Below are 18,339 nucleotides of genomic sequence, written 5' to 3' on the forward strand. Positions count from 1 at the left end.
GCCGCCCTGGAACCCCGGTCAGCGGACCGGGAACTCCTGGTCGCTCGGGAACTCCTGGTCGATGAGGTCCAGGAGCCGATCGACAGGGGCGGCGGCGATGTCGGCGGCGTCCGCCGTGGCGCGGCGGACGCCCGGTCCGGGCCTCGGGGCGCGACGGCCCAGTTCGGCCAGCAGGGCTTCGAGGCGACGGACGGCGCGGCGGCGTTCGGGGTGGCCGTCGGGCAGGTCGCGCAGGGCCTGTTCGAAGCCGGCGGGCCAGTCGGGCAGCGGTTGCGGCTGGTCGTCGAGGTGCTCGGCGAGCCGGGCGGCGACCGCGGCCGGGGTGGGCTGGTCGTAGAACAGGGTGGACGGCAGGTCGAGTCCGGTGGCCTTGCCCAGGCGCGCCCGCAGCTCGGTCTCGGCGTAGGAGTCGAGGCCCAGGGAGCGCAGGGCGGTGCGGGGTTCGACGCGTCCGGGGTCGGCGTGCCCGAGGGCGGCGGCGGCCTCGGTGCGCACCAGCGAGAGCAGCGCCCGCACCCGGCGCGGTCCGGTGAGGGCCCGCAGTGTGTCGGGTTCGCCGGTGGGCCGCGCCACGGAGGACGGCATGGACAGAGCCTGGTCCGTGGGGGCGGGCCAGTGGCGTTCGCGTTGGAAGGGATAGGTCGGCAGTTCCGTGCGGCGGGCGCCGGTGCCGGCGAACAGGGCCGGCCAGTGCACGTCGCTGCCGGTGACGTGGAGCCGGGCGAGCGCGGTGAGCAGGGCGGTCTCGGGATCGGTGCCGACGCGCTGGGCGGCGACGGTCACCACGCCGCTCCACGCGAGCAGTTCGACGGTGGCCGCGGTGAGGCCGGCGTCCGTGCCGACTTCGAGGAAGGTGTGCACGCCCGCGTCGCGCAGGGCGGTGACGGCGTCGGCGAACCGTACGGTGGCGCTCACCTGGCGGCTCCAGTGGGCGGGCGAGGCCAGGTCGGTGCCGGTGACGTGAGCGCCGGTGAGGGTGGACACGACCGGGATGCGCGGGGTGTGCGGTTCGAGGCCGGCCAGGTCCCTGCGGAACTCCTCGAGTGCGTCGGCCACGAGGGGGGAGTGCAGTCCGTGCGGGGCCGGGAGGGGGGTGGTGGCGCGCCCCTCGGTCGCCAAGGCGTCGGTGATACGGGTGACTTCGCGCGCCGCGCCGGACAGCACGAGCCGGTCGGGGCCGTCGACGGCCGCGAGGGCGACCCCGGTCGTGAGCAGCGGTGTCACCTCGGCCTCGGTGGCGCGTACGGCGACGGTGGCGGCGGGCGCGAGCCGTCCTGCCAGCCGGACCCGGGCGGCGACGACCCGGCAGGCGTCGGTGAGGGACAGCGCGCCGCCGGCATGGGCGGCGGCTATTTCACCGAGCCCGTGTCCGGCGACGTGGGTGGGCGTCCGGCCGAGGGACTCCAGCAGCCGGTACAGGGCGATCTCGTGGGCGAACAGAAGGGGTTCGACGGTGTCCGGTGTGTCGGGTGCGGGGGTGTCGCCGCCCACCAGGTCGGGCAGCGGTTCGGCCGACAGACCGTCGAACGCCTCGCGTACGGCGGCGAAGGCGCGCGCGAACACCGGGAAACGTGCGCCGAGGGCGCGGGTCTGTGCGGCGTGCGGGCGGCCGTGTCCGGCGAACAGCACGGCGGACAGGCCGGGTTCGGCGACGCAGCGGGCCGCGGTGGGTGTGCCGTCGGCGGAGGCCAGCAGGACGGTGCGGTGCGGGAGCGCGGTGGCCCGGCCGGTGGCCAGCGAGTGGGCGATGTCGGCGCGGGCCCGGTCGTCGGCGGGGTCCAGCCGGCGCAGCCGGGCGACGGCGGCGTCCAGGGCGTTCGCGGACCGTGCGGAGACGACCCAGGGCACGATGTGCGGGCCGTTGCCGGGCTGTTCGGCCGGGACGGGTGCGGGCGGTGCCTGTTCGAGGACGACATGGGCGTTGCTGCCGCCGATGCCGAAGGAGGAGACGGCGGCGCGGCGCGGCCTTCCGGTGGCGGGCCAGTCGGTGGCCTCGCGCAGCAGCCGCGCCGACCCGGCGGTCCAGTCGACGGCCGGGGTCGGCTCGGACAGGTGCGGAGTGGCGGGCAGGAGGCCGTGCCGCAGCGCGAGCACGGTCTTGATGAGCCCGGCGACGCCCGCGGCGGCCTGGGCGTGGCCGAGGTTGGCCTTCACGGAGCCGATGAGCAGCGGGTGTTCGCGCGCACGCCCGTAGGTGGCGAGGAGGGCCTCGGCCTCGACGGGGTCGCCGACGCGGGTTCCGGTGCCGTGTGCCTCCACGGCGTCGACGTCGCCGGTTCCGAGCCCGGCGTCGTGCAGGGCCAGGGCGATCAGCTCGCGCTGGGCGGCGCCGCTCGGCGCGGTCAGCCGGTCGGTGGCGCCGTCGGCGTTGACGGCGGTGCCCCGGACGAGGGCGAGCACGGGGTGGCCGTTCAGCCGGGCGTCGCAGAGGCGCTCCAGGACGAGGACGCCGGCGCCCTCGGCCCAGGCGGTGCCGTCGGCGTCGGCGGAGAAGGGCTTGCAGCGGCCGTCGGGGGCGAGGCCGCCCTGCCGGGCGTAGCCGACGAGGCTGCGCGGCGTGGACAGGACGTTGGCCCCGCCGGCCAGGGCGAGCGTGCACTCCCCGGCGCGCAGGGCGCGGACCGCGCAGTGAAGGGCGGTCAGCGAGGAGGAGGACGCGGTGTCGAGGGTGAGCGCGGGGCCGCGCAGCCCGAGGACGTGGGCGAGGCGGCCGGAGGCGACGCCGGGCGTGGTGCCGGTGACGGTGCCAGCGGCCAGGTCGTCGGCGGCGCGTGCGGTGACCAGGGCGTAGTCCTCGCCGCTGACGCCGACGTAGACGCCGGTGCGGGTGCCGTGCAGCGACAGCGGGTCGATGCCGGCCCGCTCCACGGCCTCCCAGGCGGTCTCCAGCAGCAGCCGCTGCTGGGGGTCGGTGGCGATGGCCTCGCGGGGGGAGAGCCCGAAGAAGCCGGCGTCGAAGTCGGCGACGCCGTCGAGGAATCCGCCGCGCCGGGGCACGGGGGTCCCGTCCGGCCCGTCGAGTGTGTCCGGGTCCCAGCCCCGGTCGGCGGGCAGCGGGCCGATGGCGTCACGGCCGGCGAGGAGCAGTTCCCACAGCTCCTCGGGGTCGGTGATTCCGCCGGGCAGTCGGCAGGCCATGGCGACGACCGCGACCGGCTCGGCGGCGACCGGGTCGTGCAGGTCGAAGAACTCCAGTCCGGACAGGATGGTCATGCCGCACCGCCTCCGATGGTTCCAGCACTCAACGAGACTGTTGTGGAAGGTAGGTCGGGGCGGTCTCGGTTTTCCTTAGACCTGCCGGTCCGCTCTCCAGGGTCCGCAGCCACTCGTCCATCAGCCGGGCGGTCTCGTGGGACTGCTCGGCGATGAGGGTCTGGTGGGTGGCGTCGATCATGCGGGTGGTGTGGGCGGGGACGGGCGGGGCCTCGTCGCCGCGGTCGACCGCGGGCATGGAGGCCGTGCAGCGGATCAGCAGGCTGGGTACGCCCGTCTTGTAGCGTTCGGCGCCGCCCGTGGTCATCCGCAGGAACCACTGGGCCATCGCGGACAGCCGGGCGCTGTCGAGCTTCACCGCGGGTTTGTCCATGTCGGCGAGGTAGTTCTCGTGGAAGAGGTCCCAGTCGACGCCCTCCCCCGCCTTGTACTCGAGGCTGAGCGTGTCGAGCATGATCACGCCCTCGGGCCGGATGCCCCAGGTCTCCTCCAGTACGCCCGCCGCACGGTAGGCGAAGGTGCCGCCCATGGAGTAGCCGACGAGGACGAACGGCTCGCCCTCGCTGGCCAGCAGGGCACTCTCGGCGATGAGCCGGACCGCGGCCTCGCTGTCGGCGGGCAGCGCCTCACCCTCGGCGAACCCGAGCAGGGGCAGCGCGCTGACGTGCCGGTTGCCGCGGAACGGTGCGGCCATCCGGGCGTACTGGTGCACGCCGCCGGTGGCGCCGGGCGCGCTGACGCAGATCAGCCGGGGGCGTGCGGGTCCTTCGGCCAGGGCGACGGGCTGCGGCAGTTCCGGTACCTCGGCGGTCAGTTCCACCTGCGGGCGGGTCGCCGCGACCGCCATCAGCAGCCGCATCGCCTCAAGGGTCTTGCCGTTCCTGACGGTGTCGAAGAACAGGTTGACCACCGAGTCGGGCGCGCTCTCGCGGGTGTTCGCGGTGAGCGTGCCGGGGCCGGCCGCCGCGCGGTTGCCGAGGGCGGCCACCTGGCCCTGGAGCCACTCGGCGAGCCGGGCGGGGGTGCGGTGGTCGAAGACGGCGGACGTCGGCACCCGTAGCCCGAGGGCCTCGCCGAGCTGGTTGCGCAGTTCCAGGGCGATGAGTGAGTCGAAGCCCAGGGTGAGGAATTCACGGTTCGGGTCCAGGGGACCTTCCTCGCGGCGGCCGAGCAGCACGGCGGAGGTCTCCACGATGAGGTCGCTCAGCGCCTTGTGCTGCTCGGCGGCGTCGAGCCGGGCGAGCCGGTCGCGGAGTGTGGCGAACGACCGGGTGGCGGTGGCGGCGGTGCGCCGGGCTCCGCCGAGCAAACCGCGCAGCAGGGGCGGTACGTCGCCCCCGGCCCGCGTCCGGTCGACCCGCAGCGGCACGAGGTGGGCCTCGTCGCGAGTGAGCGCGGCGTCGAACAGGGCGAGCCCGAAGTCGAGGCCGAGCGGCGGGGTCCCGGAGCGTTCCATGCGCTGTACGTCGGTCTCGGTCAGCTGCGCTGTCATGCCGGTGCGCCGGGCCCAGAAGCCCCAGGACAGCGAGGTGGCGGGCAGCCCCTGGGCGCGGCGGTGGACGGCGAGGGCGTCGAGGTAGGCGTTGGCGGCCGAGTAGCCGGCCTGGGCCTGGCTGCCGAGGACGCCGGAGACCGAGGAGTACAGGACGAACGCGGCGAGGTCCGCTGTGCGGGTGGCGCGGTGCAGTTGCCAGGCGCCGTCGGCCTTCGGGCGCAGCACGGCGGACACCCGCTCGGCGGTGAGCGAGGGCAGTACGCCGTCGTCGAGGGTGCCCGCTGTGTGCACGACGGCGGTCAGCGGGTGCGCCGCGGGCACCGCGGCGACCAGCGCGTCGACCGCGTCGGCGTCGGCGACGTCACAGGCCGCGACGGTCACCGAGGCGTCGGCGTCGGTGAGTTCGGCGCGCAGGGCGTCGGCGCCGGGCGCGGCCTCGCCGCTCCGGGACACCAGCATCAGGTGCCGTACACCATGGTGGGTGACGAGGTGCCGGGCGAGTTCGCCGCCCAGGCCGCCGGTGCCGCCGGTGATGAGGACGGTGCCGTCCGGGTTCCAGTCGGCGATGCCGCCGGTGCCCTCGGCCGGCTGTTCCGTGGTGGCCCGGGCGAGCCTGGGCGCACGCGGGCGGCCGTCGCGGACCGCCCACTGTTCCTCCTCGGCCACGAGCAGGGCGGGCAGGGCCGCTGCGGAGGTGTCCGCCCGGTCGAGGTCGACGAGGACGAAGCGGCCCGGGTTCTCCGACTGTGCGGAGCGCACGAGGCCCCAGACGGCGGCCGCGGCAGGGTCGGTCGCGTCACTTGCGTCAGGGGCGACCGCGCCGCGCGTGACGAGGAGGAGCCGGGAGCGGTCGAGACGTTCGTCGGCGAGCCAGTCCTGGAGCAGCGTCAGGGTCCGGGCGATGGTGTCGTGCACGGCGTCGGGGTCTTCGCCGCCGGTGACGGAGACGAGGAAGCCGTGCGGGACGGGGCCGTTGTCGCCGTCCTCACCGATGGCGGCGGCGAACGTCTCGGCGTAGGCGACCACGCTCTCCCCCGCCAGCGCCATGGCCTGGCCGAGGCCGTGGGCGTCGTCGCCGACGACGGCCCAGCGGGCGCCCGCGGGTGCGGGCAGGTCGGCAGGCGCGGGCTCCCATGTGAGGTGCAGCAGGGCGTCGCGCGGGTCGTCGGCCGGGGCGGCGGGTTGGTCGGTGCCCGCGCGCAGGGTGAGCGTGCCGACGGTGACGACCGGGTCGCCCTCGACGTCCGTGGCGGCGATGGTGAGGGCGTCGGGTCCGGTGCGGGTGATGCGGGCGCGCAGCACGGTGGCGCCGGAGGCGTGCAGGGTGACGTCCTGCCAGCCGAACGGCAGCATCCGCTCGGGGTTCTCCTCGCCGGCGTGGACACCGGCGTGCAGTACGGCGTCCAGGAGCGCCGGGTGCAGTCCCAGGCCCTGGGTGGCGCCGGCCGGTTCGGGCAGGACGACTTCGGCGTAGGCGTCGTCGTCGAGCCGCCACACACCGCGCAGTCCCTGGAAGGCGGGTCCGTAGTCGAGGCCGGCGCGGGCGTAGCGCCGGTAGATGTCGGTGACGTCGACCTCGGTGGCGCCGGCGGGAGGCCACTCGGTGGTGTCGAGGGGGGCCGGGGCTGCGGGGTCGCGGGAGAGGGTGCCGGTGGCGTGCAGTTGCCAGGGGGCGTCGCCGACGGCGGGCCGGGAGTGGAAGCGGATGCCGCGCCGGCCCTCCTCGTCGGCCGCGTCGACCCTGACCTGCACCTGGACCGCTCCGCGTGCGGGCAGGACGAGCGGGGCGGCGATGGTGAGTTCGTCGACGCGGCCGCAGCCGGCGGCGTCACCGGCCCGGACGGCGAGTTCGAGGAATCCGGTGCCGGGGAAGAACACGGCGCCGGACACGCGGTGTTGTCCGAGCCAGGGCTGCGTGGACAGGGACAGGGTGCCGGTGAGGACCAGGTCGCCGGAGTCGGCGACGGAGACGGCGGCACCGAGCAGCGGATGCCCGGTCGCCTCCAGGCCGGCACCCGACACGTCGGTGGTCACGGCCCCGGCGGTGGGCCAGTACCGCTGCCGCTGGAAGGCGTACGTGGGCAGATCGACGGCCCCGGAACGGCCGGAACCGGTCGCTGCCGCCCAGTCCACGGGCACGCCTCGGACGAAGGCCTCGGCGAAAGAGGTGAGCACACGGTCCGTGCCGTCCTCGCCGCGGCGCAGGGTGCCGACGGCGACGGCGTCGGTGCCGGCGGCCTCGGCGCAGGCCTGGACGGCGCCGGTGAGCACGGGGTGCGGCCCGGACTCGACGAACCGTGTGCAGCCCTGGTCGAGCAGCGCGTGGACGGCGTCCGCGAACCGCACGGTCTGCCGCAGGTTGCGGTACCAGTACTCGGCGTCCATCGCGGCCGTGTCGAGACGTTCGCCGGTGACCGTGGACAGCAACGGGATCCGGGGGACGCGGGGCGTGAGGGGCGCGAGGTCGGTGAGCAGGTCGGCGTGCAGGTCCGCGACATGGGCGGAGTGGGAGGCGTAGTCGACGGCGATGCGTCGGACGCGGACGCCGTCGTCGGTGAGCCGGCCGAAGAAGTCGTCGAGCGAGGCGGCGTCGCCGCTGACGACGACGGCGTCGGGCGCGTTGACCGCGGCGAGGGACAGCCGCCCGTCCCAGGCGGCGATGAGGGGTTCGACTTCGGCGGCGGGCAGCGGGACCGCGATCATGCCGCCGCGTCCGGCGAGCCGGCGTGCGATGGCCCGGCTGCGCAGGGCCACCACGCGGGCGCCGTCGGTCAGGGACAGCGCTCCCGCGACGACGGCCGCGGCGATCTCGCCCTGGGAGTGTCCGACGACCGCGTCCGGCACGACACCGTGTGCCTCCCAGACCGCGGCGAGCGCGACCATGACCGCCCAGGTCGCGGGCTGCACCACGTCCACACGCTCCAGCGCGGAGGAGTCGCGCAGGACATCGGTGAGGGACCAGTCGGTGAACTCGGCGAGCGCGGCGGCGCATTCGGCGATGCGGGCGGCGAACACCGGGGACTCCTCCAGCAGCCGGGCACCCATGCCGGCCCACTGGGCGCCCTGCCCGGGGAAGACGAGCACGGTACGTCCCTCGCCGTCGCCGGTGCCGCGCGCGACACCGGCGGCCACCGCGTCGCCCGCGGCGAGCGTGTCCAGTCCGGCGAGGAGGGCCTCGCGGCCGGTGCCGACGACGACCGCGCGGTGCTCGAAGACGGCCCGGTCGGTGGTGAGGGCCTGGGCCACGTCCGCGAGGTCCACGGTGGGGTCGTGGGTGAGGGCGTCGGCGAGCGCGGCGGCCTGGCCGCGCAGGGCGGCGGGGGTGCGGGCGGACATCACCCAGGGCAGCGGCCGGTCGGTCCGTGCCGTCACGACCGTGGTGTCGGATGCCGACGGGACGGGGTCGGCGGCCTGTTCGAGGACGACGTGCGCGTTGGTGCCGCTGATGCCGAAGGAGGACACGCCTGCCCGGCGGGGCCGTCCCGTGACCGGCCACGGGACGGCGTGGTCGAGCAGCGTCACCGGGCCCGCGGACCAGTCGACGTGCGACGACGGTGTCTCGACATGCAGGGTGGGCGGCAGGGTGCCGTGGCGCAGGGCCATGACGGTCTTGATGACGCCGGCGACCCCGGCGGCGGCCTGGGTGTGCCCGATGTTGGACTTCACGGAACCCAGCAGCAGGGGCCGGTCGCGCTCGGCCGTCCCGAACACCGCCATCAGGGCGTCGGCCTCGATGGGGTCGCCGAGCGCCGTGCCGGTGCCGTGCGCCTCGACGGCGTCGATGTCCGCGGGCGTGAGCCCCGCGGCGCCGAGGGCCTGGCGGATGACGCGCTGCTGGGAGGGCCCGTTGGGGGCGCTGAGCCCGTTGGAGGCGCCGTCCTGGTTGACGGCGGATCCGCGGACCACGGCGAGGATCCGGTGCCCGTGCCGTTCGGCGTCGGACAGCCGCTCCACGACGAGCACTCCGACGCCTTCGGACCAGCCGGTTCCGTCGGCCGTGTCGGAGAACGCCTTGCAGCGGCCGTCCCCGGACAGGCCGCCCATGGCGGTGAACCCGGAGAAGCTGGAGGAGCTGGTCATCACGGTGACGCCACCCGCGAGAGCGAGTTCGCACTCTCCGCCGCGCAGCGCCTGGGCGGCCAGGTGCAGGGAGACCAGGGAGGAGGAGCAGGCGGTGTCGACGGTGGCCGCGGGCCCCTCCAGGCCGAACACGTAGGCGATACGGCCGGAGATGACGCTCGCCGCGAGGCCGGTGCCGAGGTGGGTCTCCATGTTCTCGGCGGAACGGGAGACGAGCTCGGCGTAGTCCTGTCCGTTGGTGCCCACGAAGACTCCGGTGCGGCTGCCGCGCAGGCTGTGCGGGTCGATACCGGCCCGCTCGAAGGCCTCCCAGGTGGTCTCCAGCAGGACGCGCTGCTGCGGGTCCATCGCCAGGGCCTCGCGCGGGCTGATGCCGAAGAACTCCGGGTCGAAGTCGGCGACGTCGGCGAGGAATCCGCCCTCGGCGGTGGCGCTGTGCCCGCGGCCCGCCCCGGTGAGGACGTCGAGGTCCCAGCCCCGGTCGGTGGGGAACGGGCCGATCGCGTCCCGGCCGCCGGCGACCAGCTCCCACAGGTCCTCCGGGGACCGGACGTCGCCGGGGAAGCGGCAGGCCATGCCGACGATCGCGAGTGGTTCGTCGGAGGCGGCCCGACCGGCCGGTACCGGCGCGGGCTCGGTGCCCGGCTCGCCGCGCAGCGTGTCGAGGAGATGCTCGGCGAGGACGCGTGGCCGCGGGTGGTCGAAGAGCAGACCGGCGGGCAGCGGCAGGCCGGTGACCCGGGCCAGCCGGGTACGCAGTTCCATCGAGGTCAGCGAGTCGAAGCCGAGGTCCTGGAAGGGCTTGTCCGGATGGATCGCGGCGGGGTCGGGGTGCGCGAGCACGGCGGCGGCTTGGGTGCGCACCAGGTCGAGCAGCAGCGGCAGCCGCTCGCCGGGGGCCGTCGCGTGCACCCGGTCCCGTAGCGCGCGCCGGGCCTGCTCACCCGCGGACCGTGAGGTACGGGCCGTGCGCAGCGCCTCCCGGCCGGCGGGCAGCGCGGCCAGGGCGGGCGACGGGCGGAGGCTGAACAGCGCCTGGAGGAACGGGGGATGCCGGAGGCCGGCGACCACGGTGACGGGGTGCGGTTCGGCGACGAGTTCGGCGAGCGCGGTGAGCGCCGTGACGGGGTCGAGCAGGGCAGCGGCCTCGGAGGTCCGCTCCGGATCCTGGACCCTGGCGGCCATGCCCGCGCCGTCCCAGGCTCCCCAGGCGACGGAGGTGGCGGGCAGGCCCTCGGCCCGACGGCGCTGCGCGAGCGCGTCCAGCACCGTGTTGGCCGCCGCGTAGTTGCCCTGTCCCGGGTTGCCGACCGCACCGGCCACCGACGAGAACAGCACGAAGGCCGACAGGTCGTACTCACGGGTCAACTCGTCGAGCAGCAGCGCGGGTTGGACCTTCGCGTGGAAGACGTCCGTGAACCTGTCGGGCGTCAGCCTGTCCAGTACGGCGTCGTCGAGGACACCGGCGGCGTGGACGACGGCGGTCAGCGGCACGTCGGCCGGGATCGCCTCCAGCGCGGCCGAGAGCTCCGCCCGGTCGGCCGTGTCGCAGGCGGCGATGGTCACGCGCACCCCGAGCGCGGCCTCCAACTCCTCGGCCCCGGGCGCCTGTCGGCCACGCCGGCTGAGCAGCAGCAGATGCTCGGCACCGTGCTCGGCCGCCCACCGGGCCACTTGACCGCCCAGCGCCCCCGTACCACCCGTGATCAACACCGTGCCCGACGGCTTCCACACCCGAGCCTCGTCCACGCCCGGCGCCGGCACGAGACGGCGGCCGAGGACACGGGCGCCGCGCACGGCGACCTCGTCCTCGTCACCGGGGGCGGTGAGGAAGCCGGTGAACCGGCGTACGGCGGCGTCGTCCAAGAGCCCCGGCAGGTCGATCAAGCCGCCCCACCGGTCCGGGTACTCCAGAGCGGCCACCCGCCCCAGACCCCAATAGGCGGCCTGCGACGGGTCGACGGGTCCTTCACCGGCGTCGGCGGTGGCGACGGCGCCACTGGTCACCGACCACACGGGTGCGTCGAGACCGGCGTCGTCGAGGGCCTGGAGGAGCAGGGCCGTCGCGGGCAGGCCGGCGGGGACGTCGCCGGAGAGCGTGGCGGTGTCGGCGGCCAGCAGGGAGATGACGCGAGTGACGTGCCCTTCTGCGGCGTCGCCTGTCGCGAACTGCCGTAGTCGTTCGGCGAGTTCGGCACGGTCGGCGGTGTCCGCGACGAGCAGCGCGGTGTCCGGGCCGAGCGCGTCGGTGATGGCGCGGGCCCAGGTCGCGGCGGCAGGCTCGGCGGGCAGGACCGCGAGCCAGGTGCCTTCGCGGCGGCCGGGTGCCGTGGCGGTCAGCGGCTGCCAGGTTTCGCGGTGCCGCAAGGAGTCGACGGTCGTACGCACCCTGCTGCGGCTTCGCCAGGAGGACAGCGCGGGGACGATCGCGTCCAGTGCGTCCGGGGCCACGTCGAGGCGCCCGGCCAGTGCGGTGATGTCCGCGCGCTCCACGGCGGCCCAGAACTCGGCGTCCGCGCCGGAGCCCTGCGGCGCCGCCTCGGCGGCCTCGGGCCAGTACCGGACGTGCTGGAAGGCGTACGTGGGCAGATCGACGCGGCGCGCGCCGGTGCCGGCGAAGAAGGCGGGCCAGTCCACGGTGACGCCGGTGGTGTGGAGCCGGGCCAGCGCGGTCACGACGGCCGTCTCCTCGTCACGGTCCCGCCGCAGCAGCGGTACGGCGTTCTCGACCAGGGGGGTGAGGACGGCGTCCGGGCCGATCTCAAGGAAATGCCGCGCGTCCCCGAGCGCCCGCACACCATCGGCGAACCGCACGGTCTCCCGGACGTGCCGCACCCAGTGCTCGACCGAACGCCCGTCCCCACCCGACAGATTGGAGACAAGACGCAGGCTGGGCTCACCGAAAGTCACCCCGGCAAGGGCGGCACGGAAGTCCTCCAGCATCGGGTCCATCAAGGGCGAGTGGAACGCATGACTGACGGAGAGCCGCGTATGCCGACACTCCCCCAACACCGCCAACACCCTCTCGACCCCATCCTCGGTACCCGAAAGCACCACGGACCGCGGCCCGTTCACCGCAGCCAACGCCACACCATCCGTCAGATGCGGCAGCACGTCCTCCTCGGCCGCCTCCACCGCGACCATCGCGCCACCCTCCGGCAACGCCTCCATCAACCGCGCCCGCGCCGACACCACCACACACGCATCCGTCAGCGACAACACCCCGGCAACATGCGCGGCCGTGATCTCACCCACCGAATGACCGCAGACGTACTTGGGCACCACGCCCAACGACTCGACCAGGCGATACAGCGCCACCTCGACCGCGAACAACGCGGGCTGCGCCACCCCCGTACGCCCCAACGCCTCCGGGTCCGCACCCCACATCGCCTCGCGCACACCCGACGGCAGCAACGCCAGCACCTCATCAAGCGCCTGCGCGAACACCGGGAAACGGCCGTACAACTCCCGCCCCATCCCCAGCCGCTGCGCACCCTGACCGGAGAACAGCACGGCGACCGGGCCGGGCTCGGCAACCGCCCTCGTGGCCTCGGTGAGTCCGTCGGGGGTGGCGACCAGCACGGCCCGGTGGGGGAAGACGGAGCGACCGACGGCCAGGGAGTGGCCGACGTCCAGGGCCCGACGCCCCTCCGCGTGGGCGCGGATACGGTCGAGCTGGGCGTTCAGCGCGGCCTCGCCGGTGGCCGTGACGGGCCACGGCACCACGCGCGGGGTGACGTTGGCCGCCTCCTGCTCCTCGGCCTGGACCTGTGGGGCCTGTTCCAGCAGGACGTGGGCGTTGGTGCCGCTGATGCCGAACGAGGACACGCCCATACGGCGCGGGCGGCCGGTGTCGGGCCAGTCGGTGTTGGCGGTGGCGATCTCGACGGCTCCCACGGACCAGTCGACGTGAGTCGAAGGCACGTCGGCGTGCAGGGTCCGCGGGACGACGGCATGACGCAGCGCCATGACGGACTTGATGAGTCCGGCGGCTCCGGCCGCGGCCTGGGTGTGACCGATGTTCGACTTCACCGAGCCCAGCAGCAGGGGCCGTTCACGGTCCTGGCCGTAGGTCGCGAGCAGCGCCTGCGCCTCGATGGGGTCGCCGAGCCGGGTTCCCGTGCCATGCGCCTCCACCGCGTCCACCTCGGCCGGCTTCAGCCCCGCCGACGCCAGCGCCTGCCGGATCACCCGCTGCTGCGACGGACCGTTCGGCGCCGTCAACCCATTGGACGCACCGTCCTGATTGATCGCCGAGCCGCGCACGGTGGCGAGGACGGGATGCCCATGGCACACGGCGTCCGAGAGTCGTTCGAGTACGACCATGCCGACGCCCTCGGACCAGCCGGTGCCGTCGGCTCCGTCGCCGAAGGCCTTGCAGCGGCCGTCCTCGGCGAGGCCGCCGTGGTGCCGGAAGCCCATGAAGGCGGCGGAGGTGGTCATCACCGTGACGCCACCGGCCAGGGCCAGGGAGCACTCGCCACTGCGCAACGCCTGTGCCGCCAGATGCAGCGACACCAGCGCCGACGAACACGCCGTGTCCACCGTGACCGCCGGGCCCTCCAGGCCGAAGACGTAAGCGAGCCGGCCGGAGATCACGCTGGCCGACAGCATGACGCCGCGGCCTTCCATGTCCTTGGCACGGGCGATGAGGTGGTGGTAGTCGACGCCGTTGCTGCCGACGAAGACACCGGTGCGGCTGCCGCGCAGGCTCTGCGGGTCGACGCCGGCCCGCTCGAACGCCTCCCAGCCGGTCTCCAGCAGGATGCGCTGCTGCGGGTCCATGGCGACCGCCTCGCGCGGGCTGATGCCGAAGAACTCGGGGTCGAAGTCGGCGGCGTCGTGCAGGAAGCCGCCCTGACCCTGGATCTCCCAGCCGCGGTCGGTGGGGAACGCGGTGATGGCGTCACCGCCGGAGGCGACCAGGTCCCAGAGCTGCTCGGGGGTCTGCACCCCGCCGGGGAAGCGGCAGGCCATGCCGACCACGACGACCGGGTCCTCGGTGGTGTCGGCGGGCTCGGCGGCGATCAGCGGGCCGTCCGATTCGTGCTGGCTGCCGAGGAGTTCGGCGACCAGGTGCTCGGCGAGGGTGCGGGGCCGGGTGAAGTCGAAGAGGAGGCTCGCGGGCAGGGCGAGGCCCGTGGCGCGGGCGAGCTGGTTGCGCAGTTCCATCGAGGTCAGCGAGTCGAAGCCGATGTCGTGGAAGGCGCGTTCGGCGTCCACGGCCTCCGGTCCGGCGTGCCCGAGGACGCCCGCGGCGTGGGTGCGGACCAGTTCGAGGAGGAACGGGACACGCTCGTCCTCGGGGGCCGCGTACACCGTGCGGCGCAGTACGGAGGCGGCGGAGCGGGTGTCGTCGCGGAGCCTGCGGGCCGCGCTGCGGGCCTCCGCCGCGGTGGGCAGGGCGCTGAGTGCGGCGCACGGCCGGATGCTGAACAGCATCCGCAGGGTGTCCTGCTGCTGGAGGTCGGCGACGACGGTCACGGGTGCGGCGTCGACGGCGAGTTCGGCGAGCACACCGAGGGCGAGCCCGGGTTCCAGGGCGGTGGTGCCGGTTTCGCGCAGCGCCTCGGTCAGCGCGGCGGCCATGCCTCCGCCGTCCCAGGCTCCCCAGGCGACGGAGGTGGCGGGCAGGCCCTCGGCCCGACGGCGCTGCGCGAGCGCGTCCAGCACCGTGTTGGCCGCCGCGTAGTTGCCCTGCCCCGGGTTGCCGACCGCACCGGCCACCGACGAGAACAGCACGAAGGCCGACAGGTCATGCTCGCGGGTGAGTTCGTCCAGCAGCAGGGCGGGACTGACCTTGGCGCGGAACACGGCGCCGAAGCGCTGCGGGGTGAGCCCGTTCAGCACGGCGTCGTCGAGGACACCGGCGGCGTGGACGACGGCGGTCAGCGGCACGTCCGCCGGGATCACCTCCAGCGCGGCCGAGAGCTCCGCGCGGACGGCTGTGTCGCAGGCGGCGATGGTCACCCGTGCGCCGAGCCCGATCAGCTCGGCCTCCAACTCCTCGGCCCCGGGCGCCAGTCGGCCACGCCGGCTCAGCAGCAGCAGATGCTCCGCACCGTTCCGCGCGGCCCACCGCGCCACATGACCGCCCAGCGCACCCGTACCACCCGTGATCAACACCGTGCCCGACGGCTCCCACCCCGGAGCCTCCTCCACACCCGGCGCCGGCACGAGACGGCGGCCGAAGACACCGGCACCGCGCACGGCGACCTCGTCCTCCTCGCCCCCGCCGGCCAGGTGAGCCGTGAACCGTCGCAGCGCGACGTCGTCCGGCTCTCCGGGCAGGTCGATCAACCCACCCCAGCGGTCCGGGTACTCCAGAGCGGCAACCCGCCCCAGCCCCCACAAGGCCGCCTGGAGCGGCCGCACCGTGTCGTCGGGCGAGGCCGCGACCGCGCCGCGTGTGACGGCCCAGATCCGCGTGCGGATCCCGGCGTCGTCGATGGCCTGGAGCAGTACGGCGGTGTCGACGAGTCCGACAGGGACGCTGGTCCAGCGGGTGGCGTCGGTGCCGGCGAGCAGGGAGAGCACCCCGGTGAAGCGGGTGCCGTCGGCGGTGAGCCGGGACAGTTCCTCGGCGAGTTCACCGCGCGCGGGCCGCCTGCCGACCCGGAGGGACACGGTGTCGGGGCCGAGTGCGCCGGTCACGGCGTCGAGCCAGGCGCCGTCGGTGTCCGGCCCGTCGGCGGGCCGTACGACCAACCAGGTGCCGGTCTGCCCGGCGGCGGGTGCCATGGGCAGCGGCTGCCAGGTCTCGCGGAACCGCAGCGCGTCGGCGAGCGACCGGGCGCGCCGTCTGCTGCGCCAGGCCGACAGCGCGGGGACGACACCGCCGAGGGCCTCGGTGCCGATGTCCAGACGGGCGGCGAGCGCGGCCAGGTCCTCGCGCTCCACGGCGGCCCAGAAGTCGGCGTCGGCACCGTCACCGTCACCGGAAGACGGGGCCATGACCGTCGCGTCGGCGGGCTCGGGCCAGTAGTGCTCGTGCTGGAAGGGGTAGGTGGGCAGGTCGACCGCGCGGACGCCGGTGCCTGCGAAGAGCGCCGGCCAGTCCACGGTGACGCCGGTGGTGTGGAGCCGGGCGAGGGCCGTCACGACGGCCGTCTCCTCGTCACGGTCCCGCCGCAGCAGCGGTACGGCGTTCTCGACCAGGGGGGTGAGGACGGCGTCCGGGCCGATCTCAAGGAAATGCCGCGCGTCCCCGAGCGCCCGCACACCATCGGCGAACCGCACGGTCTCCCGGACGTGCCGCACCCAGTGCTCGACCGAACGCCCGTCCCCACCCGACAGATTGGAGACAAGACGCAGGCTGGGCTCACCGAAAGTCACCCCGGCAAGGGCGGCACGGAAGTCCTCCAGCATCGGGTCCATCAAGGGCGAGTGGAACGCATGACTGACGGAGAGCCGCGTATGCCGACACTCCCCCAGCGCGGCCAACACCCGCTCGACCCCATCCTCGGTACCCGAAAGCACCACGGACCGCGGCCCGTTCACCGCGGCCAAGGCCACATCGTCGGCCAGATGCGGCAGCACGTCCTCCTCGGGCGCCTCCACCGCGACCATCGCGCCACCCTCCGGCAACGCCTCCATCAAGCGCGCCCGCGCCGACACCACCACACACGCATCCGTCAGCGACAACACCCCGGCAACATGCGCGGCCGTGATCTCACCCACCGAATGACCGGCCACGTAGTCGGGAGTGATGCCCAGGGACTCCACCAGCCGATACAGCGCAACCTCCACCGCGAACAACGCGGGCTGCGCCACCCCCGTACGCCCCAACGCCTCCGGGTCCGCACCCCACATCGCCTCGCGCACACCCGACGGCAGCAACGCCAGCACCTCATCGAGCGCCTGCGCGAACACCGGGAAACGGCCGTACAACTCCCGCCCCATCCCCAGCCGCTGCGCACCCTGACCGGAGAACAGCACGGCGACCGGGCCGGGCTCGGCAACCGCCCTCGTGGCCTCGGTGAGTCCGTCGGGGGTGGCGACCAGCACGGCCCGGTGTTCGAAGACCGAGCGGGCGGTGGCGAGTGAGTAGCCGACGTCCAGTGCCGGGTGGTGCTCCGCCTGGGCGCGGATTCGGTCGAGTTGTTCGTCCAGTGCGGCCTCGGTGCGGGCGGACACCGGCCAGGCGACGACGCCGGGAGGGACGATGACTGGCTCGGGCTCGGCGGGGGCGGCCGGGGTGTGCTGCTCGACGATGACGTGGGCGTTGGTGCCGCTGATGCCGAAGGAGGACACGCCCATGCGGCGGGGGCGGCCGGTGTCGGCCCAGTCGGTGGTGGAGGTGAGGAGGTCGACGGCGCCCTCGGTCCAGTCGACGTGGCCGGAGGGGCGGGTGATGTGCAGGGTGGGCGGGAGGGCCGGGTGGCGCAGGGCCATGACGGACTTGATGAGTCCGGCGGCGCCCGCCGCGGCCTGGGTGTGACCGATGTTCGACTTCACCGAGCCCAGCAGGAGCGGCCGTTCACGGTCCTGGCCGTAGGTCGCGAGCAGCGCCTGCGCCTCGATGGGGTCGCCGAGCCGGGTTCCCGTGCCATGCGCCTCCACCGCGTCCACCTCGGCCGGCTTCAGCCCCGCCGACGCCAGCGCCTGCCGGATCACCCGCTGCTGCGACGGACCGTTCGGCGCCGTCAACCCATTGGACGCACCGTCCTGATTGACCGCGGAGCCCTTCACCACGGCCAGGATGTGGCGGCCGTTGCGTATCGCGTCCGACAGCTTCTCCAGTACGACGACGCCGATGCCCTCCGACCAGGTGGTGCCGTCGGCGTCGTCGGAGAACGCCTTGCAGCGGCCGTCGGACGCGAGGCCGCCCTGGACGTCGAAGCCGGCGAAGGCGGCCGGGGTGGTCATGACCGTGACGCCGCCGGCCAGGGCCAGGGAGCACTCGCCGCTGCGCAGCGCCTGCGCCGCCAGATGCAGCGACACCAGCGCCGACGAACACGCCGTGTCCACGGTGACAGCGGGGCCGACCAGGCCGAGGACGTAGGCGACGCGGCCGGAGATCACGCTGGCGGCGAGGCCGGTGCCGGCGTGTCCGGACAGGTCCTCCTTCGCGGTGTGCACGAGGCGGACGTAGTCCTGGCCGTTGGTGCCGACGAAGACGCCGGTCCGGCTGCCGCGCAGGCTCTGCGGGTCGATGCCGGACCGTTCGAACGCCTCCCAGCCGGTCTCGAGGAGCAGTCGCTGCTGTGGGTCCATGGCGAGGGCCTCGCGCGGGCTGATGCCGAAGAAGCCCGCGTCGAAGCCGCCGGCGTCGTCCAGGAAGCCGCCGCGGCCCTGGAGGTCCCAGCCGCGGTCCGCGGGGAACGCGGTGATGGCGTCGGTGCCGGAGGCGACCAGGTCCCACAGCTGTTCCGGTGTGCGCACCGCGCCGGGGAAGCGGCAGGCCATGCCGACCACGGCGACCGGCTCGTGGCGTCCCGACTCGGCCTCGTCGAGACGCCGCCGGGTCTCGTGCAGGTCGGCGGTGACGTACCTGAGGTACTCGACGAGCTTTGCTTCGTCCGGCATGGTCGATGCCCTTTCCTCGGTGG

The 18,339-nt window shown here is 74.5% G+C and carries 1 protein-coding gene and 1 pseudogene; both read right to left on the reverse strand.

Features of this window, described 5'->3' with window-relative positions; genetic code table 11:
• Nucleotides 1–18: 18 nt before the first annotated feature.
• A pseudogene (locus tag ACFPQ9_RS18095) lies at nt 19–3,165 on the reverse strand (type I polyketide synthase); the annotation flags it as partial.
• Nucleotides 3,166–3,241: 76 nt separating this feature from the next.
• A complete protein-coding gene (locus ACFPQ9_RS18100; protein WP_380853966.1) occupies nt 3,242–18,316 on the reverse strand; it encodes a type I polyketide synthase in 15,075 nt (5,024 codons plus the stop codon).
• Nucleotides 18,317–18,339 lie beyond the last annotated feature (23 nt).

Origin of the sequence: Streptomyces coerulescens (genome assembly GCF_042657965.1) — a bacterium.
Classification (GTDB): domain Bacteria; phylum Actinomycetota; class Actinomycetes; order Streptomycetales; family Streptomycetaceae; genus Streptomyces; species Streptomyces coerulescens.